Source organism: Ruegeria sp. SATB027 (assembly GCF_059613825.1).
Genome location: NZ_JBXWTH010000047.1, coordinates 14,860 through 41,610, shown reverse-complemented (window position 1 = coordinate 41,610; position 26,751 = coordinate 14,860). Strand labels below are relative to the sequence as shown.

General features: G+C 57.2%; 26 protein-coding genes. 14 read left to right on the top strand and 12 right to left on the bottom strand.

Going from position 1 to position 26,751, the window contains the following annotated elements:
- Positions 1-27 precede the first annotated feature (27 nt).
- From AC2FPW_RS13875 to AC2FPW_RS13860, 4 genes are all read right to left on the bottom strand, one after another.
- On the bottom strand, positions 28-594 hold the full coding sequence (locus AC2FPW_RS13875) for a sarcosine oxidase subunit gamma (RefSeq protein WP_496814168.1): 567 nt from the start codon (positions 592-594) through the stop codon (positions 28-30).
- On the bottom strand, positions 587-3,601 hold the full coding sequence (locus AC2FPW_RS13870; protein ID WP_496814167.1) for a sarcosine oxidase subunit alpha family protein: 3,015 nt from the start codon (positions 3,599-3,601) through the stop codon (positions 587-589). The genes AC2FPW_RS13875 and AC2FPW_RS13870 overlap by 8 nt, the downstream gene beginning before the upstream one ends.
- 67 nt (positions 3,602-3,668) lie before the next feature.
- Positions 3,669-3,998, bottom strand: a complete 330-nt coding sequence (locus AC2FPW_RS13865) for a sarcosine oxidase subunit delta (protein ID WP_496814166.1) — start codon at positions 3,996-3,998, stop codon at positions 3,669-3,671.
- A 75-nt stretch (positions 3,999-4,073) separates the two neighbouring features.
- Positions 4,074-5,318 carry a sarcosine oxidase subunit beta family protein gene (locus AC2FPW_RS13860; RefSeq protein ID WP_267365236.1) on the bottom strand — a complete coding sequence of 415 codons (1,245 nt, stop codon included), beginning with the start codon at positions 5,316-5,318 and terminating at the stop codon, positions 4,074-4,076.
- A 176-nt stretch (positions 5,319-5,494) separates the two neighbouring features.
- On the opposite strand from AC2FPW_RS13860, the gene ccmI reads away from it, so the two are divergent.
- The 3 genes from ccmI to AC2FPW_RS13845 are packed head-to-tail and all read left to right on the top strand — an operon-like array spanning position 5,495 to position 7,428.
- Positions 5,495-6,715 (top strand): c-type cytochrome biogenesis protein CcmI, encoded by a 1,221-nt coding sequence (gene ccmI / locus AC2FPW_RS13855; protein WP_496814165.1) that lies wholly within the window; start codon positions 5,495-5,497, stop codon positions 6,713-6,715.
- Positions 6,712-7,176 (top strand): Holliday junction resolvase RuvX, encoded by a 465-nt coding sequence (ruvX, locus tag AC2FPW_RS13850; protein ID WP_267365234.1) that lies wholly within the window; start codon positions 6,712-6,714, stop codon positions 7,174-7,176. Before ccmI ends, ruvX begins: the two co-directional genes overlap by 4 nt.
- 18 nt (positions 7,177-7,194) lie before the next feature.
- Entirely contained in the window at positions 7,195-7,428 is a 234-nt protein-coding gene (locus AC2FPW_RS13845; protein ID WP_496814164.1) for a DUF1289 domain-containing protein, read from the top strand.
- Between the two features lie 621 nt (positions 7,429-8,049).
- On the opposite strand, the gene AC2FPW_RS13840 is transcribed toward AC2FPW_RS13845, so the two are convergent.
- Genes AC2FPW_RS13840 through dusA form a run of 4 tightly spaced genes read right to left on the bottom strand, consistent with a single transcriptional unit; the run spans position 8,050 to position 11,462 of the window.
- Positions 8,050-8,778, bottom strand: coding sequence for a SpoIIAA family protein (locus AC2FPW_RS13840; RefSeq protein ID WP_496814163.1), 729 nt, complete (start codon positions 8,776-8,778; stop codon positions 8,050-8,052).
- Between the two features lie 36 nt (positions 8,779-8,814).
- Complete coding sequence (locus tag AC2FPW_RS13835; protein ID WP_496814162.1) at positions 8,815-9,597, bottom strand: hypothetical protein; 783 nt, start codon at positions 9,595-9,597, stop codon at positions 8,815-8,817.
- The gene (locus AC2FPW_RS13830; RefSeq protein ID WP_496814161.1) at positions 9,594-10,418 is read right to left on the bottom strand and encodes a sulfite exporter TauE/SafE family protein; all 825 of its coding nucleotides are present in this window, start codon (positions 10,416-10,418) and stop codon (positions 9,594-9,596) included. Before AC2FPW_RS13830 ends, AC2FPW_RS13835 begins: the two co-directional genes overlap by 4 nt.
- A gap of 18 nt (positions 10,419-10,436) precedes the next feature.
- Positions 10,437-11,462 carry a tRNA dihydrouridine(20/20a) synthase DusA gene (dusA, locus tag AC2FPW_RS13825; RefSeq protein WP_496814160.1) on the bottom strand — a complete coding sequence of 342 codons (1,026 nt, stop codon included), beginning with the start codon at positions 11,460-11,462 and terminating at the stop codon, positions 10,437-10,439.
- Between the two features lie 275 nt (positions 11,463-11,737).
- Here dusA and AC2FPW_RS13820 point away from each other — a divergent pair, with 275 nt between their 5' ends.
- The 9 genes from AC2FPW_RS13820 to AC2FPW_RS13780 all read left to right on the top strand — a co-directional run bounded on the left by AC2FPW_RS13820 (position 11,738) and on the right by AC2FPW_RS13780 (position 20,944).
- Positions 11,738-11,971, top strand: a complete 234-nt coding sequence (locus AC2FPW_RS13820; protein WP_496814159.1) for a hypothetical protein — start codon at positions 11,738-11,740, stop codon at positions 11,969-11,971.
- 54 nt (positions 11,972-12,025) lie between these two features.
- Positions 12,026-12,331 carry a pyocin activator PrtN family protein gene (locus AC2FPW_RS13815; RefSeq protein WP_496814158.1) on the top strand — a complete coding sequence of 102 codons (306 nt, stop codon included), beginning with the start codon at positions 12,026-12,028 and terminating at the stop codon, positions 12,329-12,331.
- A 226-nt stretch (positions 12,332-12,557) separates the two neighbouring features.
- Positions 12,558-12,821: a helix-turn-helix domain-containing protein gene (locus AC2FPW_RS13810; RefSeq protein ID WP_496814157.1), complete on the top strand. Its 264-nt coding sequence runs from the start codon at positions 12,558-12,560 to the stop codon at positions 12,819-12,821.
- A gap of 10 nt (positions 12,822-12,831) precedes the next feature.
- Positions 12,832-14,076, top strand: a complete 1,245-nt coding sequence (locus AC2FPW_RS13805; RefSeq protein WP_496814155.1) for a HipA domain-containing protein — start codon at positions 12,832-12,834, stop codon at positions 14,074-14,076.
- 809 nt (positions 14,077-14,885) lie between these two features.
- The gene (locus AC2FPW_RS13800; protein ID WP_496814154.1) at positions 14,886-16,205 is read left to right on the top strand and encodes a glutamine synthetase family protein; all 1,320 of its coding nucleotides are present in this window, start codon (positions 14,886-14,888) and stop codon (positions 16,203-16,205) included.
- Between the two features lie 59 nt (positions 16,206-16,264).
- Positions 16,265-16,945: a type 1 glutamine amidotransferase gene (locus AC2FPW_RS13795; RefSeq protein ID WP_480473448.1), complete on the top strand. Its 681-nt coding sequence runs from the start codon at positions 16,265-16,267 to the stop codon at positions 16,943-16,945.
- Positions 16,945-18,303, top strand: coding sequence for a glutamine synthetase family protein (locus tag AC2FPW_RS13790; protein ID WP_209596891.1), 1,359 nt, complete (start codon positions 16,945-16,947; stop codon positions 18,301-18,303). The genes AC2FPW_RS13795 and AC2FPW_RS13790 overlap by 1 nt, the downstream gene beginning before the upstream one ends.
- Positions 18,304-18,311: 8 nt before the next feature.
- The gene (locus AC2FPW_RS13785; RefSeq protein WP_496814153.1) at positions 18,312-19,616 is read left to right on the top strand and encodes an NAD(P)/FAD-dependent oxidoreductase; all 1,305 of its coding nucleotides are present in this window, start codon (positions 18,312-18,314) and stop codon (positions 19,614-19,616) included.
- 113 nt (positions 19,617-19,729) lie between these two features.
- The gene (locus AC2FPW_RS13780) at positions 19,730-20,944 is read left to right on the top strand and encodes a DegT/DnrJ/EryC1/StrS family aminotransferase (protein WP_496814152.1); all 1,215 of its coding nucleotides are present in this window, start codon (positions 19,730-19,732) and stop codon (positions 20,942-20,944) included.
- Between the two features lie 48 nt (positions 20,945-20,992).
- Here AC2FPW_RS13780 and phaR read toward each other — a convergent pair whose 3' ends face one another.
- From phaR to AC2FPW_RS13765, 3 genes are all read right to left on the bottom strand, one after another.
- Complete coding sequence (gene phaR, locus AC2FPW_RS13775; RefSeq protein WP_267365377.1) at positions 20,993-21,544, bottom strand: polyhydroxyalkanoate synthesis repressor PhaR; 552 nt, start codon at positions 21,542-21,544, stop codon at positions 20,993-20,995.
- A 135-nt stretch (positions 21,545-21,679) separates the two neighbouring features.
- Entirely contained in the window at positions 21,680-22,126 is a 447-nt protein-coding gene (locus AC2FPW_RS13770; protein ID WP_209503426.1) for a phasin family protein, read from the bottom strand.
- 131 nt (positions 22,127-22,257) lie between these two features.
- Positions 22,258-24,060, bottom strand: coding sequence for a PHA/PHB synthase family protein (locus tag AC2FPW_RS13765; RefSeq protein WP_496814151.1), 1,803 nt, complete (start codon positions 24,058-24,060; stop codon positions 22,258-22,260).
- Between the two features lie 111 nt (positions 24,061-24,171).
- Between AC2FPW_RS13765 and phaZ the strand changes: the two genes are divergently transcribed.
- Entirely contained in the window at positions 24,172-25,443 is a 1,272-nt protein-coding gene (gene phaZ, locus AC2FPW_RS13760; RefSeq protein ID WP_480473454.1) for a polyhydroxyalkanoate depolymerase, read from the top strand.
- Between the two features lie 5 nt (positions 25,444-25,448).
- The gene (locus AC2FPW_RS13755; RefSeq protein WP_496814149.1) at positions 25,449-26,036 is read left to right on the top strand and encodes a DUF6151 family protein; all 588 of its coding nucleotides are present in this window, start codon (positions 25,449-25,451) and stop codon (positions 26,034-26,036) included.
- Here AC2FPW_RS13755 and AC2FPW_RS13750 read toward each other — a convergent pair.
- Positions 26,027-26,743, bottom strand: coding sequence for an alpha/beta fold hydrolase (locus AC2FPW_RS13750; protein WP_496814148.1), 717 nt, complete (start codon positions 26,741-26,743; stop codon positions 26,027-26,029). The two genes, AC2FPW_RS13755 and AC2FPW_RS13750, sit on opposite strands and share 10 nt — an antisense overlap.
- Positions 26,744-26,751 lie beyond the last annotated feature (8 nt).

Below are 26,751 nucleotides of genomic sequence, written 5' to 3'. Positions count from 1 at the left end.
TCTTGTATTTTCGGGCCGAGGAAACTGTCAGTAAACGCCAACCTCACTGCCCGGTTGCGCCGCAACCTTCAGCAATTTGAAAACGTAATCCGCTGCCGAACGGAAGCAGACCACGCGGAAGGTTTCGGCATCGTCCATCCAGAACGCACCTGCCACTTGCGCCAGGCGCGAGCGGCGGATTTGGCCGGGTTGGAAGGCCTCGGCCGACAGATCAACCGGGGCGACTTTGCCCAACACTTCTCGTGCGCTGGCGCCTGATATCGTGAATACCGCGCGGGCATCCGAGACGTTCACGGCCAGTGCGTGAGTTTTTCCCAAAGCTTTGACCATTGCGGCCAGTTTGGTCTCGACCTCGGCATAAGGGACCAGCACCAGCAGCTCGTCCGGTGACATCCAGCATACGCCGGTATCGCCGCTGACCAGCGCCTCGCGCTGACCGGGTACGTTCTGTCCAGTCGCATCCTTTACGGCCTTGGCGAGGCTTTTGTCGGACAAGTCGCCGCGCAGGGTGATCATACCTTGCAGGCCACATTCCCTGACATTGGCGATGCCATCATAGCTGGCGTGGTTCAATGCGCTGATGGGTTCAGACATTCTGTTTCTCCCCGTCCTTGTCGAAGAAGATCGGGTCCACGATCTTGGCTTTGTAGGTTTTGCCGTCCGTGCCCGGGAACTCGACGATTTCACCCATCCGGTCCGGGCCGTGCTTGATCAGGCCCATAGCGATCCCTTTACCGAGGTTGGCCGAGTAATAGGTCGAGGTCACACGCCCGATCATGTTGCGCTGACCATTGGCGTTCACGCCCTCGCCCACCGCATAGGCACCGTCCGGCAAAACTGATCCATCCACAGTCTCCAAACCGACCAATTTCCAGCGTTCTGGATCGGCCATGTGGGTCCGTGAATGGGCGCGTTTACCGAGGTAGTCCTCTTTCTTTTTCGACAGCGCCCAGTGCAGCCCAAGATCCTGCGGGATCACGGTGCCGTCGGTCTCGTCGCCGATCATGATAAAGCCCTTCTCGGCCCGAAGAATGTGCAGGCATTCGGTGCCATAAGGCATCACACCGAATTCCTTGCCTGCCTCCACCAGGGCGTCCCAGAACGCCTGACCCTGCGAGGCAGGAACGGCGATTTCGTAGGACAACTCGCCCGAGAACGAGATACGATAGGCGCGGCAGTCGAACGCGCCGATCTTGCCATCGCGCCATTCCATGAAGGGCAGTGCCTCGCGGCTGACATCCATACCGCCCAGCTTTTCAAGAACCTTGCGGGCGTTCGGGCCGACCACAGCGACCTGAGCATATTGCTCGGTCACGTTGGCGACATAGACTTTCCAGTCCCACCATTCGGTTTGTAGCCATTCTTCCATGTGACCATGGATACGCTCGGCCCCGCCGGTGGTGGTGTGGCACAGCCAGGTGTCCTCATCGATGCGGGCGACCACGCCGTCGTCGATCAGAAAGCCGTTTTCCGAACACATCAGGCCATAGCGGCATTTGCCGACCTTCAGCGTGGACATCATGTTGGTGTACAACATGTCCAGAAACTTGCCTGCGTCGGGGCCTTTAACGATCAGCTTGCCCAGCGTCGAGGCGTCCAGCAGGCCAAGGTTTTCGCGGGTGTTCTTCACCTCACGGTTCACGGCGTCATGCACGGATTCACCAGGACGGACATAGGCGTAGGTCCGGCGCCAGTGGCCGACCGGCTCCCAGTCCGCGCCGTTCTTGTCGTGCCAGTTGTGCATTGGGGTCTGACGGATCGGCTGGAACACTTCACCCCGCGCTTCACCGCCGATCGCGCCCATCGAGATGGGGGTATAAGGCGGGCGGAAGGTCGTGGTGCCGACCTTCGGGATTTCGGATTCCAGCGCATCAGCCAGAATCGCCAAGCCATTGATATTGCTCAACTTACCCTGATCCGTCGCCATGCCAAGTGTGGTGTAACGCTTGGTGTGCTCAACACTCTCATAGCCCTCGCGCGCGGCCAGCTGCACGTCCGAGACTTTGACGTCGTTCTGGAAGTCGAGCCAGGATTTCATGCGCAGCTGGATTTCGGCGTTTGCCGGCATCAGCCAGACAGCCTCCATCGGTGCTTCTGCAGTGGTTTCGCCAACCGGAGCCTTGATGTTTTTCGGCTTGAACCCGGCCGCCTTGGCTGCTGCTTTTCCTACAGTGTGGGCGTCAGTCAGAACATCGCCCAGCGCCAACGCGCCATTCGATGCCCCGGCGGCCAGAACAAAGCCCTCACCATTTGCGCCCAGCGGCGGGCGTGAGGGATCGGGGCGGAAAAAGGCATTCGCGTCATCCCAGGTCAGCTTGCCACCGCAATGAGACCACATATGAACGACCGGCGACCAGCCGCCCGACATGGCCACTGCATCTGCTTCAACCTCTTCACGAGCGCCTCCAACACCTTCCTGGTTGCAGATGGCGACTTTTTTGACGCGCTTGCCGCCCTTGACCTTGGCAATGGCCTTGCCCGGATCGACGCGGATACCCAACTGGCGGGCTTCCTCTGCCAAAGGTCCAGCCGTTGCCCGTGCGTCAACAATACGCAAAACATCCACACCCGCTTGCTTCAGCGTAATCGCGGTGCGATAGGCGTCGTCATTGTTGGTGGCGACGATGACACGTTCGCCCGGGGTTACACCCCAGTTCACGGCATAATCGCGCATGGCCGAGGCCAGCATCACACCCGGAACATCGTTACCCGCAAAGGACAACGGGCGTTCAATTGCGCCGGTTGCAGTCACAATTTGCTTGGCGCGGATACGCCAAAGGCGGTGGCGCGGGCCCTGCACGCCCGGCGTGTGGTCTGTCAGGCGCTCATAACCCAGAACGTAACCATGGTCATAAACACCCGCGCCCATGCAGCGAGAGCGCATGGTGACGTTGTCCATTGTTTCGAGTTCGGAAACCAATTGCTCCACGAACTTATCCACAGGCTCATCATTGACTGTGCCGCCGTCAACCGGAGCGCGACCGCCCCAATGTGCGCTCTGCTCAATCAGCAGAACCTTGGCACCCGAAGCTGCCGCCGCCTTTGCCGATTGTAGGCCAGCCACACCGCCACCGATGACCAGAACATCGGTGAAGGCATAGAAGTGCTCATAGGTATCGGCATCGCGGCTGTCCTTGTCGGGCGCTTTGCCCAGACCGGCAGACTGACGGATGAACGGCTCGTAGACGTGCTTCCAGAACGGTTTGGGGTGGATGAACGTCTTGTAGTAGAAGCCAGCCGGCAGGAACCGGGCGAATGCCGTATTCACCGCGCCGATGTCGTGTTCAAGGCTTGGCCAATGGTTTTGCGAAACCGCAGTCAGGCCGTTGAACAGCTCGGTCGTGGTGGCGCGCTGGTTCGGTTCAAACCGGTTGCCCTGCCCCAGCCCGACCAGAGCGTTTGGCTCTTCCGCACCGCTGGCGACAACGCCGCGGGGGCGGTGGTATTTGAACGACCGGCCCATCATCATCTGATCGTTGGCCAGCAGCGCCGAGGCAAGCGTGTCGCCCTCATAGCCCTGCATCGACGTGCCATTGAAGGTAAATGTGACCTTTTTCGACCGGTCAATCAGCCGGCCTTGTTTTGCGAGACGGGTGCTCATTGTGCGGACCTTTCGCGGGTGGAGGCGTCGGAGCCTCCGGCGGGAGTATTTTTGAAAAGATGAAGCATCAGGAGAACTCTCTCCAGGTCCATCCGGGACGCTTTGCGGCGATGGCCTCTTTGATGTCCTGCGGTGGCTCGGAGGTCTGAGCCGTGTAAGTGCCAAACACTTCTAGCGTGCTTGTGCAGCGCGCCGCGTGAAACCACTTGCCACAGCCATTGGCATGGCGCCAGCGTTCAAAGTGTACGCCTTTGGGGTTTTCGCGCATGAACAGGTAGCCGTGGAACTCGTCATCCGACGAGCCGGGACCAAAACGCTTCAGATGCGCCTCGCCACCGGCGGCCAGTTCTGTTTCTTCGGCATCAACGCCGCAGTAAGGGCAATTCAGGATCAGCATGTTGTCATCCTTTTGGCGGTTGGTTGGCGCAGCGGCCAACCAGAATTCTGTTTCTTGGCAACCTCGGACCCACCTTCAGTGGGCCACCCCGGCGGCCACGCTTTCATCGATGAAGCGGCCTTCCTTGAAGCGGTCCAGCGAGAAGGCCTCGGTCAAAGGTGAATGACCTGTGGCCATCAGCTGCGCCATGCCCCAGCCCGAGCCAGGGATTGCCTTAAAGCCGCCGGTGCCCCAGCCCCCATTGATAAAGCAGCCCTGCAGCGGAGTTTTCGACAGGATAGGCGAGCGGTCACCGGTCATGTCCACAATCCCACCCCACTGGCGCAGCATCTTCAGGCGCGAGATCATCGGGAAGGTTTCGACCAAGGCGCGGACGGTTTCCTCGATATGATGGAAGCTGCCACGTTGGGTGAAGTTGTTGAACCCGTCGGTACCACCACCGATCACCATCTCGCCCTTGTCAGACTGCGACATGTAGCCGTGAACGGTGTTGGCCATCACGACCACGTCCATGCAGGGTTTGATGGGTTCGGATACCAGTGCCTGCAATGCGACGGCTTCCAGCGGGAGACGGAAGCCCGCCATCTCGGCCAGTTGACCGGAGTGGCCCGCAACGACGATACCCAGCTTGTCGCAATCGATGGCACCCTTGGTGGTGTCTACGCCGACGACACGACCGTTTTCCGAGCGTACGCCGGTGACCTCGCATTGTTGGATGATATCCATACCCATCGCCGAACAGGCGCGCGCATAGCCCCACGCCACGGCATCGTGACGCGCAGTGCCCCCGCGTTCCTGCCAGAGCCCGCCCAGAACCGGATAACGGGGACCGTCCAGATTGATGATAGGCACAAGTTGCTTGACGCGTTCAGGCCCGATCCATTCGGTCTTCACACCTTGAAGGGCGTTTGCATGGGCCGTGCGCTGATAGCCGCGAATCTCATGCTGGGTCTGCGCCAGCATGATCACGCCACGCGGGCTGAACATGATGTTGTAGTTCAGATCCTGGCTCAGATCCTCATAAAGGCCACGTGCTTTCTCGTAGATCGCCGCTGAAGGATCCTGCAGGTAGTTCGAACGGATGATCGTTGTGTTTCGACCCGTGTTACCACCACCCAGCCAGCCTTTTTCGATCACCGCGACATTCTGAATGCCGTAGTTCTTGCCAAGGTAATACGCGGTCGCAAGACCATGCCCGCCAGCACCGATGATGATGACGTCATAACGTTTCTTGGGCTCGGGTGAACGCCAGGCGCGTTCCCATCCGGTGTGATAGCGCAGGGCCTCCCGCGCGACAGCAAAGGCTGAGTAGTGTTTCATAAGCGAATCCATCCGGTTCGGTGATTGCGCGCAGATATGCCGCGCGGCGACAGTTTAACCGCGCCGCGCAACGCCGCAATATCGCACTATTGCGACATGTCGTTCATTCGCGGCCATTTGTCCCTTTTGTCGGACGCCCCACAGGTCTAAGTCAGGGCAGTATCTTCGGAGGGGCCATGACGTTCTGGGTTCTGATTTTTCTTGTCGCGCTTCTGATTGCGGCATTTCTGAGCTTCACATTGCTGCGCAAACGCCGTGGGGATGAGCCTGCGGCGGCGTACGATCTGCGGGTGTATCGCGAACAGCTGACCGGTGTGGACCGGGATCTGGCGCGCGGGGTGATTGGTGAGGCAGATGCGGAACGGGTCCGCACCGAAATCTCCCGACGAATTCTTGCCGCTGACGAACAGATGAAAAAGGGTGGCTTGGGTGCCGGGCCATCTCGGACCGTCTCGATTGTGACAATCCCGGTTGTCATGCTGATCATCATCGGGGGCGCGATGGCGATGTATCATCGTATTGGCGCCGTCGGGTTGCCCGACATGCCCCTGACCGCGCGACTGGAACTGGCCGAGGAGGTCCGTGCCAATCGCCCGTCCCAGAACGCCGCAGAAGAACTGGCAACCCCACCTCAAGCGGCGCAGCTTGACGAAAGTTACGCGTCCCTTCTCAAGCAGTTGCGAGAGACCGTTGCGGCCCGCCCAGATGATTTGCAGGGGCAGATGCTTTTGGCGCAGCATGAGACCAATTCAGGGAACTTCAAGGACGGATATACCGCGCAACAAAGGGTGATCGAACTGTCAGGCGACGCAGCCACAGCCGAGCATTACGCGGATTTTGCCGAGATGATGATCCTGGCTGCGGGTGGATATGTGTCGCCCGGAGCTGAACAGGCCCTCGCCGAAGCATTGAAACGCGATCCTCATCACGGTCCGGCCCGGTATTACTGGGGGCAAATGCTGGTTCAGACCGGACGACCAGACCTTGCCTACCGCATTTGGGTTGAAACGCTGAGGGAAGCCCCAACAGGCGCACCATGGGCAGGCGCGATCCGGGATCAGATAGATGAGTTGGCCTTTCGGGCAGGGGTTTTCAACGCACCGGACCTGAGCGCTCCGTCCGGCCCAAGTCGCGAAGACATGGCCGCAGCAGCGGAAATGAGCCCCGAGGAACGGCAGCAGATGATTCAGGGAATGGTGGATCAGTTGTCCGACCGCCTGGCGACAGAAGGCGGCGCGCCCGAGGAATGGGCTCGTTTGATCGCCGCACTGGGTGTTCTGGGTCAGGGCCAACGGGCCATGGATATCCACAATGAGGCGCTGGAGGTGTTTGCCGGAAACACCGAGGCGTTGCAGATCATTGATGCCGCAGCCCTGCAAGCCGGGATTGCGAAATGATCCACGACGTTTTCGAAGACTTCGCCAAGGCGCTGCCCCCGATGCAAGCGCTGATAGGGCTGGATCTGGGCGAAAAGACCATCGGTGTCGCAGTTTCCGACCGGATGCGGGGCGTGGCCAGCCCGTTGGAGACTGTAAGGCGCAAGAAATTCACACTCGATTCCGCCCGGTTGATTGAAATTGCTACGGATCGCGAGATTGGCGGCATTCTGTTGGGTCTTCCCAAAAACATGGATGGCACAGAGGGGCCGCGCTGCCAATCTACGCGGGCATTTGCGCGAAACCTGTCCCGTCTGACGGAATTACCTATCGGATTCTGGGATGAACGGCTGAGTACGGTTGCGGCAGAAAAAGCACTGCTTGAGGCGGATACGTCACGAAAACGTCGCGGACAGGTTATTGATCACGTTGCAGCAGGTTATATCTTGCAGGGAGCGCTGGACAGGCTGCGCTTTTTGTAACAGGTCGGAGACCGATCGATGACGAACATGGTTTGGAAGCGCAATGAGGTCGAAAGCCCTTGTGTCCAGATTTGTGTTGTCCATCCAGCCGAGCGTATCTGCACCGGATGTTACCGCACGATTGACGAGATCTCTCGCTGGTCCAGGATGGACAGCAGCGAACGCGCTGAAATCATGAACGACCTGCCGTCTCGTAAACCGCGGCTCAGCAAGCGGCGCGGCGGGCGTGCCTCTCGCATGAATGGCTCCTGACCGATCAGCGTAGACGTTTTGATGACATTTCTGCCGGCTGTGTGACCCGCCTCGGGATAGGCGCGCTCGGCGCGGTGCCCCGCAATTCTTTCTGAAACAGAAGTGCAATCTCGGATTGGCTCGTTTTGGACCGCCGATCATCATTGCGCACGCATTCCGATTGCAGCACGTCAGCCGCACGTTTGGTCTTTCTGGTATTAGTGAGTCTTCCGATCAAAGTCTTAAGTGGCATTGCGGACGTCCCGTTTCCAGTAACCGTGCCACTGCGGGTCGAGTTCGAGCTCCGAGGGGGTCTAGCTCTTGAACATTGTGGTTCAACGTGAGTGGTAACCCGCAGCGACAGGGTGTGGCTAAAGGTATTTCCCGTCACAAGTAGGGGGAAAACACGCGGCCTTTGATCGTTTTTGACGCCTCAATCAAGAAAAACTCACAAAAGCACATAATTTCCTTACGTCACTTTTCGATCCGACTTTGCCAAGACTGGGAAAGTTGGGGCTGAAGCTGTGAAAATCCGCGGTCAGTAGCCGAATCATGCCTGACATCGCACAACCGGATCAGTGGCTGCGTCACGAACTTGACCGATTGGGTGATGCCTGCTCAGGCGTTTCACAGTCGAGGGTTTTATCCGGCGGCAAGCCATGCCCTGGCGTTGTCGTATTCTTCAGACGGGAAAAACTGAGTCCGGGTTCCTAAAACATGGCTCACGACCTTCTGCGCCATACGCTGCCAGCTTTTGTCCCCAACGATGGCAGCTCGGTCCAGTTGTCCGATGTGCCGGCTGGCCAACCGAAAATGCGCCGCAAGCGCTGACAGCCCTTGCCAGCCGTCAAACTCCCTGAGGTCTATCAGCAGGCGAAACCCTGGCCGGTCCTGTAACAATGCATCCAGATCACGTTCTGCCTGTTTGTACCATTCAGGGTCCAGCTTGCCCAATAGGCTGATCTGAACACATGGGCCGCTCAGGTCAGTCACGTGGATCGATCCCAGGGACTCACGCATCCAGCGTCGGGCCGCCTCAAGCTCGGTCAGATCAAACACTTGAACCGGACAGGGCAGGATGGGGGCCGCCAGACGAACGCTTGTCTGCACCCAGCCCTGGTCAGCAACAACTGCGATCCGGTCGAACCCGCGCCAATGGCTTAACCCCAGCTTGGTGTCGGACCAGGCCGCGCCCAGATCGTACCCCTGGAATTCAGGTTGTATTATCGCCAGTAGCCGAACCGTGTCATGTTCGGTCAGTGCAGCCTCGATCGCGGGAACCAGAGTATTGGCGTAATCGGCGCTGGTCACTTGCCCCGACAACTCGACTTCTATGAGTGCACCGTCAGAATTCGTATGAACCGTCATCATCGGTCAAAACCTCCAAAGCCAATTAATGACAGGACGTTAGGCGGATTCGATCCATTCGGCTACTCCACCGGAGCATTCGGGGCGGAAATAGGCGATCATTCGACCATCCTGCCCCGCCGTCGCCCCTGCGGCCCAAGGTGCAACCCCGTGCAGGCAATGGCGGTGCAGCAGATAGGCCTCTCCCGGCTTTGCAGGCACCTCGATCCTTGGGCAGGTCGCAAACACCTCGCGACGGGCGGATTGGTAGATATCCGTTATGTCAACGTCGTGCAGGACCTCAGGCGGCATCCCTTCTAGCGCCTGCCTGAACGCGGCCCGTAGAATGTCATGACTGCCGTCCCACACCACCATCGGAGACGCGTCTGCGCTGGCCTCGGTCAGTGGAATGCCCAGAATCCAGGCATGAGGTTCATCAACCCGGCGGCGGCGATCCGGCCCTGTTGGGCGCAAACCGTCCACATGGGCCGCATCCCTGTTTCGACGGTACCGGGTGGCCGCTTCATTCTCACCCCGGCGCGGGCGCGGATAACCCGGATATACAACAGAAATCTGCCCCTTGTGCAGCGGTAAATCTCCAAAGTGTTTGTCGATGAATGCCATGGCCTTGCCGATCAACGGCCCGGACTGCCCGACCCTGCCCTTCGTGTCATTGGGCAGTGCGTCGACACCGATGAACCACGTCCCTTCGCAATCCAACCATTCCGCGTGGACCGGATCCTTTGTAGACGCCCGTGCGGCAGGCAAAGCGTGGTTCACCCATTCGGCCAGCACCGGATCATACGGGAACTTCACCCAGCCCCGGGCCGAAAAATCGCTCATAGGCCTACAGCCTTGCGCAGCATGTTCAGCGCGACCAGCGTCAGGAACACGGCGAAGACACGTTTCAACGGTTTTGGGTCCATTGCATGGGCCAGCTTTACCCCCCAGGGCGCGGTGATCATTGTCATTGCGACAACGATCCCGAAGGCCACAAGATTAACCGCGCCAATGGTCAACGGGGGGCGATGATCGGGCGCGATATCCACAAACAAGAACCCAATGACCGACGGTACGGCGATGATCACCCCAAACCCGGCCGCGGTCGCGACCGCGCGGTGGATAGGGGTGTTATAGAGGCTCATCAGCGGCACACCGAAGCTGCCGCCGCCGATGCCCATCAGAACGGAAAGAAACCCGACCAGCGGGGATAGGACGGCCCGTTTGATACCGCCGGGCATTGCGTCGCCCAACCGCCATTCTGCGCGACCCAACCCAAGATAGGCACCGATCACCATGCCCAGAATTCCGAACAGTGCCTGCAAAGCCTCGGTCCGCAGGGCCGATGCGACCAGCACTCCGACAATTGCGCCGACGACAATACCCGGACCCCAACCGCGCAGGATATCCCAGTCCACCGCACCCTTCTTGTTGTGGGCAAGAACCGACCGCATAGACGTTACAATGATCGTGGCCAGCGACGTCGCCAGACAGAGCTGCATCAATTGCGGACCACCATAGCCAAGCGTTTGAAACGCATAGAAGAACGCGGGGACCAAAACGATACCACCGCCCACTCCCAACAGCCCGGCAAGCACACCGGCCAGCGCGCCGATCACAAGCAAAAGGCCCATCATCTGGGCCAGCAAAATTGTCTCGGGCATCGTCCCCCCTTTTGCCGTCTAAACCTCGACCATCGGCGCTATGTGGTTCAGGGCCTGTAGCATGACTTCTGGCCCGGCCCCTTCCTGCACGGCCCCTTCGGACAATGCGCGCCGCCATGCCCGCGCACCGGGACGCCCCGCATAGAGACCCAGCATATGCCGTGTGATCTGGTGCAAACGCCCGCCATTGGCAAGGTGCATCTCAATATAGGGCACCATTTCTTGAACAACCGTCATCGGATCGCGAATGGCTCCAACGCCAAAGATGCGCCGATCGGCATCTGCCAGGATATCACCGGGTTGATGATAGGCCGCCCGACCGATCATGACGCCGTCAAGACCCGCGTCCAGATGTGCTGCTGCTTCGTCCAAGCTGGCGATACCACCATTGATCGATATATGCAGATCCGCAAACGCGGCTTTCATCCGATGCACAAGGTCATAATCAAGCGGTGGAACATCGCGGTTTTCCTTGGGGCTCAACCCCTGCAACCACGCCTTGCGCGCATGGATCGTTACTCTTTGACAACCTGCCGCACTGATTTGCTCAAGAAACGCAGACAGAACTTCTTCGGGCTCTTGATCATCCACGCCGATACGGCATTTGACCGTGACATCCACAGTCACCGCGTCGCGCATTGCTGCGACGCATTCTGCAACCCGCGCCGGATCTTTCATCAGAACCGCCCCGAAAGTACCAGACTGCACCCTGTCCGACGGGCATCCACAGTTCAGATTGATCTCATCATATCCTGCATCAGCACCCAAACGCGCCGCTTGCGCCAGCTCCTCCGGATCGGACCCACCCAACTGCAAAGCCACGGGATGTTCCTGCGGTGAATGGTCCAACAGATGCAGCGCCCCACCCCGAACAAGCGCCGGTGCGGTTACCATCTCGGTATACAGCAAGGTTTCCGAGCTAAGCAGCCGATGAAAATACCGACAGTGGCGGTCGGTCCAATCCATCATGGGTGCAATGGAGAGGCGCGCTGACCGCCTCACTTCGGAAAACCCTGATTTTTCTTGGTTTTTCGAATCCGCCATCTTCACCGTTTTCCTCGTTTTGGCCCGATTTAGCCCCGTTTTCGGGTGCGGTGCTACAGAACGTAGCACCGACGGCGCCGTGTAGCACTTTTTTCGCCCCAAGTTCCAGAACTCCTGTTCGAGCACTGCCGGGCCGCCATCCTACCCCATCAGTCCCGCCCCATTCGGCTGGATCGCCCCCGATTTGGGTTTCAAACCCAGTCAAACCGGCTTCAGAAAAAATCAAACGATCAGAGGTCCCGGCCATGGAAAACCCGTGACTGAAAGGAACACCCATGGGAACTATCACAGAACGCCTCAAGGCCAATGGCAAACCGAGCTTAACCGTCCAGATTCGCAAGAAGAAAAACGGAAAGGTCATCCTCAACCTGGTCGAGACATTTACCTCGGAGCAGGCTGCAAGAAGCTGTTTGAAGTGTCATGAAGACGCCTTGAAAAAGCCGGGCGGCCTGGAACGCGCCGTAAAGGCAAAGACGCGCAAAAGCGTTGCTGGACCTGTCGCGAATTGATGCCGCCCCAAGTGCTCGTTTAGGCCGCTTTTCGTTCGAAGGTGAGGATATCTAATGAATACGGCAATCATGATGATGGCAATGTACAACGCCCAGGCGATCATCAATTCAGAAACGGTCGTACGCGATTGGTTCAAACTTTCTGTCGGGAAGTTTCATGAGAAAATCCGGTCAGGCGAAATCAGGATTCCGCTCGTGCTCATGGAAGAGGAAAGCCAGAAATGTGCCAAAGGGGTGCATTCGATGGATTTGGCTGAATATGTAGATACCCCATACCCATTTGGCGAAGTACATTCAGGAAAGACGGGCTACGGCGATCGCCAGAATGATAGAGTATGGGCAAGATTGAGCTTGTTGTGACAAGGTGCGAGAGCGAGAAGAAAGACTTGCTGTTCATGGGAACGGAACAGGCAAAACAAAAACAGCCACATACATGTTACAGACTTGTATCAATTTCCAGGACAGGCCATAATTGCTACAAGGACGTAACTTCTGGGTGACTCGGCCAGAAAATGATACAGACTTGTATCAAGACCTCATAGCTGGAAGAATTGCTACAGAGATGTAACAGCCGAGAGCAATGAATATGGAACTAAGCACCGCAGAGCAAAGGCTTGCCAAGGCATTCGGGGACGGCATTCGAAACCGGAGGAAGAAACTTGGATACACGCAGGAAAAACTGGCATCCATGATTGGATCAAACCGCCGGTTCATCAGCGAACTGGAAAGCGGAAAGGGAACGAGCTACCTCGCCCCCTCGCTGGCAGCTGCCGAGGCTCTGGGTCTGAACATCTCGACCCTGTTCGAACCGACGGCAAGACCATCGAATACGAAACTGCCCCCGCTTTGAGGACCGGATATTGAAGATCTACTTCGAACGGCACCCGGTTGGGGAAATCGTGGAAGACGGGAAGGAACCTCCTGTCTTTCAATATGCACCGGAATGGATCAATCAACACGGGGCCTTCCCGATTTCGACGACCATGCCCATCCGGGAGCACCCTCATGGCTGGGACTTGCTCGGCCCGTGGCTGCTCAACCTCCTTCCGGAAGACAACGACGCCATTCGACAGATCGCCCGAATCCTTGATGTCCCACATACCGATGTTCTTGGGCTGTTGCAGCAGGTCGGCCGGGATACCTCAGGGGCCATTTCGTTTGCCGAGCGCGGCGCGACGGATCTGAAGGTCATTCCGGTAGAAAGTGAAGACGCGCTTGAACGGATCATCAACGACCTTCCCAAAAAACCCTTTCTGGCAGGTGACGATGGCGTGTCGATGTCTCTTGCCGGGGTTCAGACCAAGCTGGCAGTACGTGTCCTGGATAACGGCCAGATCGCAATTCCCGTAGATGGCGCGGCATCCAGCCACATCCTGAAGCCAGACAGCAAGAACCTTTGGGGCAGTGTCCACAACGAGGCCTTTTGCATGACACTTGCCAATCTGGTTGGCATCCCCACTCCCCCCGTGACAACAGGCATCGCCGGATCACGCACGTACCTTCTTGTCGGACGATACGATCGTCTGGACCAGGGTGGCGCCCTTCGGCGGCTGCACCAGGAGGACTTCTGTCAGGCTCTTGGCTTACCGCCGTCCGCGAAATACCAGCATTCCCAATTCCGCGGCCCCACGGGAAATTTCGCCATGATGGCGGATCGGTTGCGACAGGTTGCCGGAGCAGGTGAAGTCCTGAAGCTCTGGGACGCGATGGTCCTCAACATTCTGTGCTGTAATACGGATGCACATATGAAGAACTATTCGATCCTGATTGCCGGTGACGGGATCGAATTGACCCCGATCTATGATGTCATTTGTGCCGCTGTCTGGGACGGCATCACCAGGAACTCCGCACTGGACATCGGAGGGATACGAGACGGCGACTACCTCGAAAGACGCCATTGGGAACGCGAAGCGAAGAAATGTGGCCTGAGGCCTGATGGAGCTGTCCAACGCGTTGAAGCACTTTCCCGGGCTGTCCTGGAGCAGGCGGAACCAGCCCGAAAGATGGTCGAGGCCATGCCCGCGGGCGGCCACGCGCTTCTTGGTCAAATCGAAGAAGCTGTCGCCAGGAGAAGCCGGACCATTCTGAATGGTCTGGACCAATAGCCGTTTGCTGCGCCAACCCCGGTTGCAGGCAATTTGCACGAACCAACGGTGAAAATGAACTGCACTTGCGACTGCTACCGTTGGCTTTGCAATGAGGAGTGCTGCCCCTGCCGATAGCTTTGAAACGAGCCGAAGGACCTGATGCTTCTTTTCATCCTTACTAGAAAGTTCAACGGCTCAGGAAAACTGGCTTACTATGTTGGGGCGCTGACCGCCAATCCGTGCTGAAAAACACAACCCGAATCTTCACCCGACAAAACCCGGTGCTACAATCAATGCTACAAAGTTCAAAGGCGCTTCGAAACCCCAGTAAAACAAGGGCTTTCAGAAAGCCCCCATCCCATCCATCATGGGTGCAATGCTCAGTATGGCATGGTGTTGAATGTTATCTCTTCCACGTGCAGTCAACTCAACCATCCTCAAGAGTACGAAACCCGCAGCTATCATAGAAAAATCGTCGAAATAAGCCAATTTTTGAGGAGTGGTCAAAAGAAGCTGCTTTGCGGGTTCAGGCGTCGCATCAAATCCGATCGCCGCGCTTTCAACACTGGGAAAATCTAACCACTCTCTGACTTGCCGCAGACAACGCCATTGTGGAATATGTTCAATGGATTAACAGATACTCCCATGATGTTTTCACTGCTGGAAATGCGAGACGCGAGCTTTGTCGGCAGGACCACTTTTGCACTCAACTAAAAATCTATGTCGAGCAGCCACATCTGACCCAAAAATCAAAATTTGATCAAATTTGGTGACAAATCCGATCCATTGAAGTACATCACGGGGAAACAGAATTGACGGAGCCCCAAATGGACCTGAGCGCCCTGCACAGTTTTCGTGTGACTGCCTGTGACCTGAACGGTCAGATGCGGGGCAAGCGCGTGCCCCCTGAATATGCGAGCAAGCTGGAGAAAGGTGCAGTGCGAATGCCGTTCTCGGCGCTCAATGTCGATCTCTGGGGCGCGGACATTCACGGCAGCCCGCTGGTGTTTGAAACCGGCGATGCGGATGGCGTGCTGCGACCAACCGACCGGGGCCCGGTGCCTGTCCCCTGGCTTCCGAAAGAAACGGCGCTGGTTCCGATGAGCTTGTATGACGATGCAGGCACTCCGTTTGCGGGTGATCCGCGTCACGCTCTGTCTGCCATTCTTGACCGATATGCCAAACGCGGTTGGTCGGTCGTCGCGGCGACCGAACTGGAATTCACACTCATCGATGCCTCGGGCGCGCAACCGCAACCTCCGTTGAACCCGATCACCGGGCGCCGCCTGCTGCACGAATCCGTTCTGTCGGTCGCTGAAATGGACGCGTTCGAGGATTTCTTTACAGACCTTTACGATGGCTGCGCCGCCATGGACATCCCCGCGCAAACCGCCATCTCGGAAAGTGGCGTTGGCCAGTTCGAAATCAACCTGAATCATCAGGATGCCATGCGCTGCGCCGACGATACGTGGCTTTTCAAGGCGTTGACGCGCGGCCTGGCGCGCAAACACGGGTTTGCCGCAACATTCATGTCAAAACCCTATGCCGATGATGCGGGCAATGGGATGCATGTGCACTTCTCAGTGCTGGACCAACGCGGGCGCAATGTGTTCGACAATGGCGGGCCTGAAGGGACCAGCATTCTGCATTCCGCTGTCGCGGGTTGTGTGGCGGCCATGCCAGGCAGCACGTTGATTTTTGCTCCGCATGGCAATTCATACACCCGGCTTGTACCGGGTGCGCATGCGCCGACCGGGGCCTGCTGGGCCTATGAGAACAGAACAGCCGCAATTCGCATCCCGGGCGGGGCACCAGCAGCGCGGCGCATCGAACACCGCGTCGCGGGTGGTGACATCAACCCTTACCTGATGCTGACCGCGGTATTGGGCGCAGCCCTTGTCGGGATCGAAGACAGCCTGCACCCCCCTGCTCCGATCACAGGCAATGCTTACGATATTGAAGACCTGCCCCAACTGATGCCGGACTGGGCAACTGCAATTGACAGGTTTGAAACCGACCCTCTGGTCTCCCGACTTTTCTCGGCTGACCTGATCCAGTACCTGACCATGACCAAGCGACAGGAAGTTGAACGATTTGAACGCATCACTCCTGAAGATCACTGGCTGAGCTATCTCGAGGCGGTTTGACCCCCCTTGCCGCCTCATTCGGACTCAGCTAGAGTGAATTTGATCAAATTTGGTGACACATGAAAATCGGCATATTACAAACCGGCCACACACCAGATGCGTTGCATGGCGAATTCGGCGACTATGATGAGCTGTTTCCTGCACTTCTCGGTGGCAACGGATTCGAGTTCCAGACCTTCGCCGTGGTCGACGGCATATTCCCAAGCGGCGCGGATGACGCAGATGGCTGGGTCATTACCGGTTCGCGCCACGGCGCGTACGAAGACCTGCCGTGGATCGCCCCACTGGAAGACTTGGTCAGAGAGATACAGCAAAGCGGAAAGCCACTGATCGGCGTATGCTTTGGACATCAGATTATCGCGCAGGCACTGGGCGGCAAGGTCGAGAAATTCAAGGGCGGATGGGCCGTTGGACGCACTGAATACGAGTTTGACGGCAACACTGTCTGGCTGAATGCCTGGCATCAAGATCAGGTTGTCGAGCTACCCGAAGGGGCGCGCGTTCTGGGTCAGAACGCATTTTGCGAAAACGCTATGCTGGCTTATGGAGACACGATCTGGACAGTTCAGGCCCACCCTGAATTCACCAATGGTTTTGTCGCGGGCCTGATGCGCACACGGGGAAAAGGCGTCGTCCCCGAAGACCTGATGCGCGAGGCCGCAAATCGCGAAACCGCTCCGGATGACAACGCCACAATCGCGCGCCATATGGCCGAGTTTTTAAAGAAAGAGAGAGCCTGATGGCTGATTGGACTGATAAACTGCCGGAAGCCGCCAAAGCCTATTTCCACGGACAGCGGCTGGACGAGGTTGAATGTATCATCTCGGACCTTCCCGGAATTGCACGCGGCAAGGCCGTGCCTGCGACGAAATTCGCCAAGCAATCCTATTTTCACCTGCCCGACAGCATCTTCTTCCAGACCATCACGGGGGACTGGGGTGAAGCCGCGGGTGACGACGGGTTCATCGAAAAGGACATGATCCTGAAGCCCGACTATTCGACGGCTTCAGCCGCGCCCTGGACCGGGGACTGGACGCTGCAGGTGATCCACGACGCCTATGACCGGGATGGTGATCCGATCCCTTACAGCCCACGCAACGTGTTAAAACGCGTGGTCCAGCTGTATCACAACCGAGGCTGGAAACCGGTTGTTGCACCAGAGATGGAGTTCTTTCTGGTCGCCCCCAACGTCGATCCCGCACAGGAAATCAAACCGATGATGGGGCGTTCTGGCCGCCCGGCTGCGGCGCGGCAGGCGTATTCGATGACTGCGGTGGACGAATTCGGCCCGGTCATCGATGATATCTATGACTTTGCCGAACATCAGGGGTTCGAAATCGATGGCATCACCCAGGAAGGCGGTGCGGGCCAGTTGGAGATCAACCTGCGCCACGGCAACCCGGTCAAACTTGCTGATGAGGTTTTCTACTTCAAACGCCTGATCCGCGAAGCGGCATTGCGGCATAATTGTTTTGCAACCTTCATGGCCAAACCGATCGAGGAAGAGCCGGGCTCGGCCATGCATATCCATCATTCGATTATCGACATGGAGACCGGCCAGAACATCTTTTCGGGCCCGCAGGGCGGCGAAACGGACGCGTTCTATCACTTCATTGCCGGGTTGCAGAACCATCTGCCCGCCGGTCTGGCCGTGATGGCACCTTATGTGAACTCGTATCGTCGTTACGTGAAAGACCACGCGGCGCCGATTAATCTGGAATGGGCTCGCGACAACCGCACTACAGGCATTCGCGTTCCTCTGTCCGGACCTGAATCGCGCCGTGTCGAAAACCGCATCGCCGGTATGGATTGCAACCCGTATCTGGGCATCGCCCTGTCGCTGGCGTGCGGCTATCTGGGTCTGGTTGAACAGGAACGCCCGCGTCGTCAATTCTATGGTGACGCCTATGAAGGCGAAGGGGATATCCCGCAGGTCATGGGCGATGCGCTGGATCTGTTTGACGAAGCCACCGCCCTGCACGAAATCCTTGGCCCTGAGTTTGCCCGTGTCTATGGCATCGTAAAACGGGCCGAGTATGAAGAATTTCTGCAGGTCATCTCTCCGTGGGAACGGGAACATCTGCTGATCAACGTCTGAGACTTTTCGTGAACCTGCTCTATTCCAATGACCGCAAGGGCGAATATCCTGCCAGCTGGTATGCCGCGACGGCAAACCCAACGGAACGCTTTCCCGTTTTGGCCGAAGATATTACGGCGGATGTCTGCGTTGTGGGCGGCGGCTACACAGGCCTGTCCGCAGCATTGCATCTGGCCGAGGCGGGGTTAGATGTCGTTCTGCTTGAAGCCCACCGTGTCGGATTTGGTGCCTCGGGGCGCAATGGTGGCCAACTGGGCAGCGCGCAGCGGATGGATCAGGAAGACCTCGAGCGTCTTGTCGGAGACGCGGATGCCGCAAAGCTGTGGGACCTGGCCGAAGACGCCAAGGATCTAGTCAAATCACTGATCGCCAAGCATCAGATCGCGTGCGACTTGCAACCCGGTGTCGCGGTTCTGGGTCTGTCAGCTTCAGAACGAAAAGAGCTGCATAACCATGCAGACCATCTGTCCGACCGGTATCACTATGACCAGATCAAGCTACTGGATGAAGAAGAAGGCCACAAACTGTGCCCCTCACCCGCTTACAAGGGCGGGTATCTGGACATGGGGGCCGCTCATCTGCACCCATTGAACTTTGCGCTGGGGTTGGCGCAGGCTGCGGCCAAAGCGGGTGTTCGCATTTTTGAGGGCACCGAAGTCATCGAAATTGACGAAACCCGGCCTGCCCTGATCCGGACCGCCAGGGGGAACGTCAGGGCCGACCATGTTGTGCTGGCCTGCAATGGCTATCTTGGCAATCTCAACCGGACCGTCGCGGCCCGTGTCATGCCCATCAACAACTTCATCGCAGCGACCGAACCCCTTGGTAGCGAGGCTGCGCGGGTCCTGACGCAGGATGTCGCGGTCGCGGATACCAAGTTCGTGGTGAACTATTTCCGCCTCAGCGCCGATGGCCGGCTTTTGTTCGGTGGCGGCGAAAGCTATGGCTATCGTTTTCCTGCGGATGTCGCTGCGAAGGTCCGCAAGCCGATGACCGAGATTTTCCCACATCTGCGCGATGTCAAAATCGACTACGCTTGGGGTGGGACGCTGGCCATTACCATGCGGCGGATGCCTTATCTGGTGCGTATCGCACCCAATATTCTGTCTGCTTCCGGCTATTCCGGCCATGGTGTAGGCACCGCAACCCATGCAGGGCAATTGATGGCGCTGGCCATTCAGGGACAGGCAGAAGGGTTCGATACAATGGCCCGCGTGCCAACCCTGCCCTTCCCCGGCGGATCCGCCCTGCGCAACCCGCTGCTAGTGCTGGCAATGACATGGTTCGCCTTGCGGGACCGGCTTGGGATTTGATCCACGTTACTTGTGACAAATTGGTGAATTTCCGCTGGCGCGGCGATTGAGGGCTTGGATTGCCACCCGAATAGCTTTATCTTTACCAAAGATAGAATTCGGGAAATCCAAATATGACGCTTCCACCAAACGTTCATGACGCCGAACCCATCCCAGAAGCAGCAAAAGAAGCCATCGACGCCCTGATGCAGTCGGGCGACTTGTTTCGTTATACCGCCCCGCAAGATGCCCCGGTGTCTTTGCTAGAGGCCGAGTTTGCCGAACTTCTGGGCACAAAATACGCTCTCGCTGTTTCATCCTGTTCTGCTGCGCTGTTTCTGTCACTCAAGGCACTGGGTTTGCCGCGCGATGCGCGCGTCCTGATCCCCGGCTTCACATTTGCCGCAGTTCCCTCGTCAGTCATTCACGCGGACTGCATCCCGGTTCTGTGCGAAGTGGGTGAGAATTATCGCATCGACATGCCCGATTTCGAGGCCAAGCTCGACAGCGTTCATGCGGTGATCATCAGCCACATGCGCGGCCACACATCTGATATGGACGCGATCATGGCGCTGTGCGACGCGCGTGACATCCCGGTGATCGAAGACGCTGCGCATTCGCTGGGCACGACCTGGCATGGCAAAAATATCGGAACCATCGGCAAGGTCGGCTGTTTCTCGTTTCAGTCCTATAAGATGATCAATGCGGGCGAAGGTGGTATTCTGATCTCAAACGATGCTGATCTGGTGGCTCGTGCCGTCATCATGTCGGGCGCGTACGAACATAACTGGAAGAAACACAAAGGACCGCACGGCGACAACTCGTCCGAGCTGGAAGAGGCCTTCGCTCGCTGGCAGAACAAGTTGCCGCTTTATAACCTGCGTTTGAACAACCTGAGCGCCGCTGTGATCCGCCCGCAAATCCCGGAACTGGCCCGTCGTGTTCGCGACGGTCTGGCGAACCACGACTATGTTGCCGGACGCTTGAATACCTCACCCCATATCAACGTGCCCGCGCCCTTGCTCCCCGAGCAGCGCGCGCCGGATTCGATTCAGTTCAATCTGGTTGGGTTGCAGGAACACGAGATTCGCGCATTTGCCGCCGCATCCGAGGCACGCGGTGTCAAAGTTCAGGTTTTTGGCCTGAGCCAGGACAATGCGCGCGCCTTCTGGAACTGGCAATTCCTGCCGGAAACGTTCGAGCTTCCGCAAACACGTGACATGCTGATGAAAGCGTGTGACGTCCGACTGCCCGTACGCCTGACGCGCGCAGAGCTGGACGTGATTGCAGATATTTTGCTGGCCGCCGTTGGCGAAGTGACCGGCCCAATGCCGGTCTACGGTACCTGAGACTAGAACTGGCCCACTTAAATGGTGGGCCTTTTCCTCCGGCTCACCTTAATTCAGTTTCGAAAGCTTCTGTTGAAGTTCAGCCAACTGCTTCTTGATATCGTCAAGATCCTCTTTCGGCTCTGACTTTTCACTTTCCTTCTCTGGCGAGGACCATCTGCCAGACAACCCACCTGTCATAGCCTTCAGAAATGCCTGCTGCTGTGCTTGCAACGCTTCAAAACCCGGCATCTGGGACATCGGGTTCATGGCGTTCATGTTTTCCATCATCTTGCTTTGGCTTTCGCGCAGCATATCGAACGAGCTTTGCAGGAATTGCGGCATCATGCCCCCGCCCGGCAGCATGTAGCTGCGCACCAGATCGTTCAGAACATTGACCGGCAGCACATTCTCGCCGCGGCTTTCATGTTCAGCAATGATTTGCAGCAGATACTGCCGTGTCAGGTCGTCGCCGGATTTCAGGTCGATGATCTGTACTTCGCGCCCGTCACGGATGAATCCCGCGATATCTTCGAGCGTCACGTAATCGCTGGTCTCGGTGTTATACAGCCGACGGCTGGCATAGCGCTTGATCAGCAGCGGTTTTTCTTGGTCCGACACCGGGTTCCCTCCCCAAGGATGATGCGTTGCAGCACAGGTTATGCGAGTGCAGCACAAAAAGAAAGGGCAGGTCAATGGACCTGCCCAACGCGATTGCACCTATAGGGAGGGTCGGGTGCGTTTCGCTGACTTTTCTTACTTCGCAGCAGCAGCTTTTTTAGCGGCTGTGGTCACGTCGTTGGTTGCTTTTTTAACAGCAGCGGATGCTTCTTCCGCAGCTTCTTTACCAGCAGCCATCAGCAGTTCGACGGTTTCGGTCTGAACTTTTTTTGCGATTTCTGCGAAAGCGGCCATGTTCTCGGCTGCAACTTCAGCGGACGCGCTTGCGAAATCGGTTGCTGCTTTTGCGTAGTCGGCAGGCTCTGCCTTGGCTTTCGACATCTCGGTCAGTTTGGCCAGCGTGTCTTTGGTCCATTTGCTCGAGATCTCTGCCGATTTCTCAGCTGCTTCCAAAGCAACGCCCGACAGCTTTTCGTTCAGCGAAGCGGTCGATTTGAATGCGCCTTCCATTGCGGTTGTGTCCACAGGGAATGCACCCATCATGTCTTTCATGATCGCGGTAAAGTCTTGGGTCTTAGCCATTGTCATAATCCTTTTAGCCAGTCCGGGCCCACCCCGGGTTTCATCAGCTTGAGGACAATATGATTGCTGCAATGCAGCATTGCAAGTTTTTTCTTGCTGCATTGCAGAAAAATTTAAGTTTCAGAATGAAATCAGGCGTTTGGTTTTGCCACTACATACGTTCCGGGTGCCGCAGCCAGGCTCGGGTGCTTCGAATCGCCGGGTTTGCGGGCCGGTACCTGCTTGCCCGACCGCTTTTTCAGCCAGGCATCCCACATGGGCCACCATGACCCTTCATGAAAGTCGGCTTCCTTCAACCAGGTGGCGGCGTCTGGTTTCAAATCCGGGTTGGTGTAATGCCCGTACTTTTTCTTGCTGGGCGGGTTCACAATACCCGCAATATGACCCGACTCGGAAACCACGAAAGTTTTTGATCGCGAGCCCATCTTTTGCACACCGCGATAGCAATCTTTCCACGCCGCGATGTGATCGGTTTCGCATGTGATGGCCATAAGGGGCACATCAACGTCACCAAGCTTTAGCTTATGCCCCAGCAACTCAAAGCCATCGGTGGCAAATTCGTTTCGCTGGCATAGTCCACGCAAGTACTCAACCGCCATTTTCGCAGGCAGATTGGCTCCGTCACCGTTCCAGTACAGCAGATCAAAGGCCGGGGGCACTTCACCCATCATATAGCTGCGAATGGCCGGGCCATAGATCAGGTCACGTGATCTCAGGAAGGACATAGTGCGCGCCATGATCCACGACCGCAGCACACCTTCCTTTTTCACTTCTTCTTCGATTCCGTCGATAAAATCGTTTTGAAGGAAGGGCGTGAACTCTCCCTGATCGGAAAAATCCGTCAATGCGGTGAACAGGGTCGCCGATTTGACCGACTTGTCTCCTCGCTGTTTCAGCAGAGACAGCGTCAGGCTCAGGGTGGTGCCCGCGATGCAATACCCCACAGCGTTGACCTGTTTGACCTTGCAAATCTTCTTGGCCGTCTCGATTGCGGTGAGGAAACCGTCCTGAATGTAGTCTTCCATGCCTGTTTCGGCATAGCTTTCGTCCGGATTGACCCAGCTTACAACAAACAGGGTATACCCCTGTTCGGTAATCCATTTGATCATGCTGTTCTGGGCTTTCAGGTCCAGAATATAGAACTTGTTGATCCAGGGCGGAAACAGGACAATCGGAGTCTCGTAGACCGTTTCGGTCGCTGGCTTGTACTGAATCAGTTCCATCATCCGGTTGCGATAAACCACCTCCCCCGGCGTCGTCGCCAGGTTACCGCCGACCTCAAAGGCACTTTCATCTGCCAGTTTGACGACCAATTCTCCATTATTGGCCTCCAGATCTGACACAAGGTTTTCCAACCCCTTGATCAGTGACTGGCCCTCGGTTTCGACCGCTTTTTGCAAGGCATCCGGATTGGTCGCCAGAAAATTTGTCGGCGCCATCATGTCGACGATTTGTTGCGAGAAATATTGCAGCCGCCTTTTGTCTTTGGCATCCAGATCATCCACGGACGCAACAGCCTGCGCGATTGCTTGCGCATTGGTCTGGTATTGCTGGCGGATCAGACGGAAATAGGGATTGGTCTCCCAAAGGGGGTTCGAAAATCGCTTGTCTTCTGGCTTGGGTGCTTCGCTTTCCGCGTCAGACGCAGTCAGCGCTTTCTGCGCCTCGGCAAAGTTCAACACTGACTTGCCCCAAAATTCTATCTGTTGTTCCAGCAATTTGGCGGGATTTTGCCAAGCCTCGGCCCAATAGGCACTTGCTGCTCGTGCGAAAAGCTCTTGATTCGGGCCGTCCAGCGCGGGCGTGTGGGGCCGTTTTACAGCCATGACCTCAATCAGGCGCTTCGACAACTTCTCAACCTTTTCCATATTTTCTTTAAGGCGTTCAATGTGTTCTTCGGATACGTCTGGCATGTGGTCTTCACTAGTTGTCATTTTAACAATTCCCCCCTAACCTCGCTGCTATGCAGAATAACGTCGTGGGTGCTGGGGGGCAAAGCGACGAATGGTCCGAACTATCAGGCTGACACTCAGGAGGCCCCATTTATGCGCTACATGATGACCTACGACCTGATGGAAACTGCGCGAAACACCAACCAGTGGCTTGGTGCAACCGCCAGCGCGATGGCGTCTTATCCGATGTTTTCCATGGTGCCGAACCCCGCATTCAACTGGATGGCCGCCTGGGGTGAAGTGACCGAGCGTACGTTCCAGCGGATGGTTGCAAAGCCCGATTGGGGTATTCGCACATTCACCTGCGAAGATGGCAAGGACCACCTGGTTGAAATCACGACTGTTCTGGAACGCCCTTTTGGTGATCTGGTGCATTTCCGCGTCAATGGCCGGAAAGAACAACCGCGCAAAGTGCTGTTGGTTGCACCGATGTCCGGGCACTATGCAACGTTGCTGCGCTCGACGGTGAAAAGCCTTCTGGTCAATTGTGAAGTCTACATCACAGATTGGCATAATGCGCGCGACATCCCTGTATCCGCAGGCAAATTCGATGTCGAAGACTACACGCTCTATCTTGTAGATTTTATGAAAGAGCTTGGGCCAGACACCCATGTTGTTGCCGTTTGCCAACCTGCGCCTCTGACATTGGCTGCAACGGCGTACCTGGCCGAGATTGAACCCAAAGCCCAGCCAAGCACCCTGACGCTGATTGGTGGCCCCGTCGATCCGGACGCCACGCCGACCGATGTGACAGACTTCGGCCGTCGCGTCACTATGGGCCAGTTGGAAGAAACAATGATTCAGCGCGTTGGCTTCAAGTACAAGGGCGTAGGGCGCATGGTCTATCCGGGACTGCTGCAATTGGCCTCGTTCATGTCCATGAATGCAGATCGTCACTCTAAAGCGTTTTCCGACCAGATCCAGCGCGTCATGCGGGACGAAGCCTCGGATCAGGATGCGCATAACCGTTTCTACGATGAATACCTGGCCGTGATGGACATGACAGCCGAGTTCTATCTTTCGACGGTCGAGCGGGTCTTCAAGAATCGAGAGATTGCGAGAAACGAGTTCGTGGTCGCGGGTCACAAGGTGGACATCAGTAAGATTACTGATGTTGCGGTGAAGACTGTCGAAGGTGCAAATGATGACATCTCTGCACCCGGCCAGTGTATTGCCGCGCTGGATTTGTGCACCGGCCTGCCCGACAGCAAAAAGGCAAGCCACGTCGAACCCGGCGCCGGTCACTATGGTATCTTCGCAGGCCGCAGCTGGCGCGACAACATTCGTCCCCTTGTGATTGATTTCATGAACGAAAATGCGCGAAAACCAAACCGTCGCGCGGCCAATTCCAACAAGGTTGCCTAAGCGACATGAGCGGGTCAGCGCAAGAGGGCCTTACCTTTTCCTGCCAATGCGGCGCGTTGCAGGGGCGTATTTCACCCCGCGGTGTTCGGCAAGGTACACATGTTGAGTGTTTCTGCCATGATTGCCGGGCCGCTCAACTATTTTTCAAGCAGCCGGACCCGGCACCCGGGCCTGTCGAGATTTTTCAGATCGCACCGGATGAGATCGAAATCAGCACCGGAAAACAGTATCTTGCGGCGATGCAACTCAGCCCCAAGGGTATGCTGCGTTGGTACGCCAGTTGCTGTAACGCACCTTTGGCAGCAACGCCCAAAACCGCGAAATTCCCGTTTGCTGGCGTTATCGTCGGCCGGGTTGCGGGTGGAGCTTCGGCGCTGGGACCCGTCACGACACGTGGGTTTGTTCCCCAACCGGACGGAAAGCAGAAGCACGAAAAACCTGGCCCCGCCATTCTTGGGCTGTTGCGCAGGGCCGCCGGATCGCGCCTGTCCGGGCGGTGGAAGAACACACCGTTTTTCGACCAAAAAACTGGTAAACCCGTGGTGACGCCAAACGTCATTTCAAAGACCGAACGCGCGACGCTTTACCAATAATCAAACCGTTGCTGGGCGTCCAACCAGGTTTGCAGCGCCTCATTGACGAGGTCGGGCGTTTCGAGGGGCGGCAAGTGACCAGCCTTTTCAACAACCAGCAGTTCCGCTCCGGGTATGAGCTCTGCCATGAAAGAATGCCGTTTGACCGGTGTCAGAGTGTCATGCGCACCGCACAGAACCAACGTGGGAACCTTGATGCGACGCAATGCGGCTTGTTGATCCGGGCGGCGTTGCAGAGCACGCATCTGACGCACGAAGGTTTCAACACCCAAATCCTGTGCCATTGCCAACAAGCCGTTCAGGATGGGAATACGCTGCGGGCCCGGTGCCAGCGTGTCGGACCCCACAAGTTTCCGCATGACCTCCTCCAACCGGCCACCCTGCGCGCCAATGATCAGGTCTTCGCGACTGGCAGCCATTTGAGGCGTGTCCGCCTGTGCATCAGTGGCCATCAGGCACAGGCGTGACACACGTTCCGGTGCCCGGCGGATCAGCTCTAACGCCACCACACCACCCATGCTTAATCCAGCCAGTGCAAACCGATGTGGAAGCTGGTCCAGCAGACCCGAGGCGATCTCTTCGATACGCTCACCTGCGGAAATCGGCGCAACGGTTACGGGTCGCGTCCGCGAAAACACCTCGATCTGAGGGCGATACAGTCGGGCATCGCACATCAGTCCAGGTAGCAGTACCAGCGGCTCGATCACACGGGGCC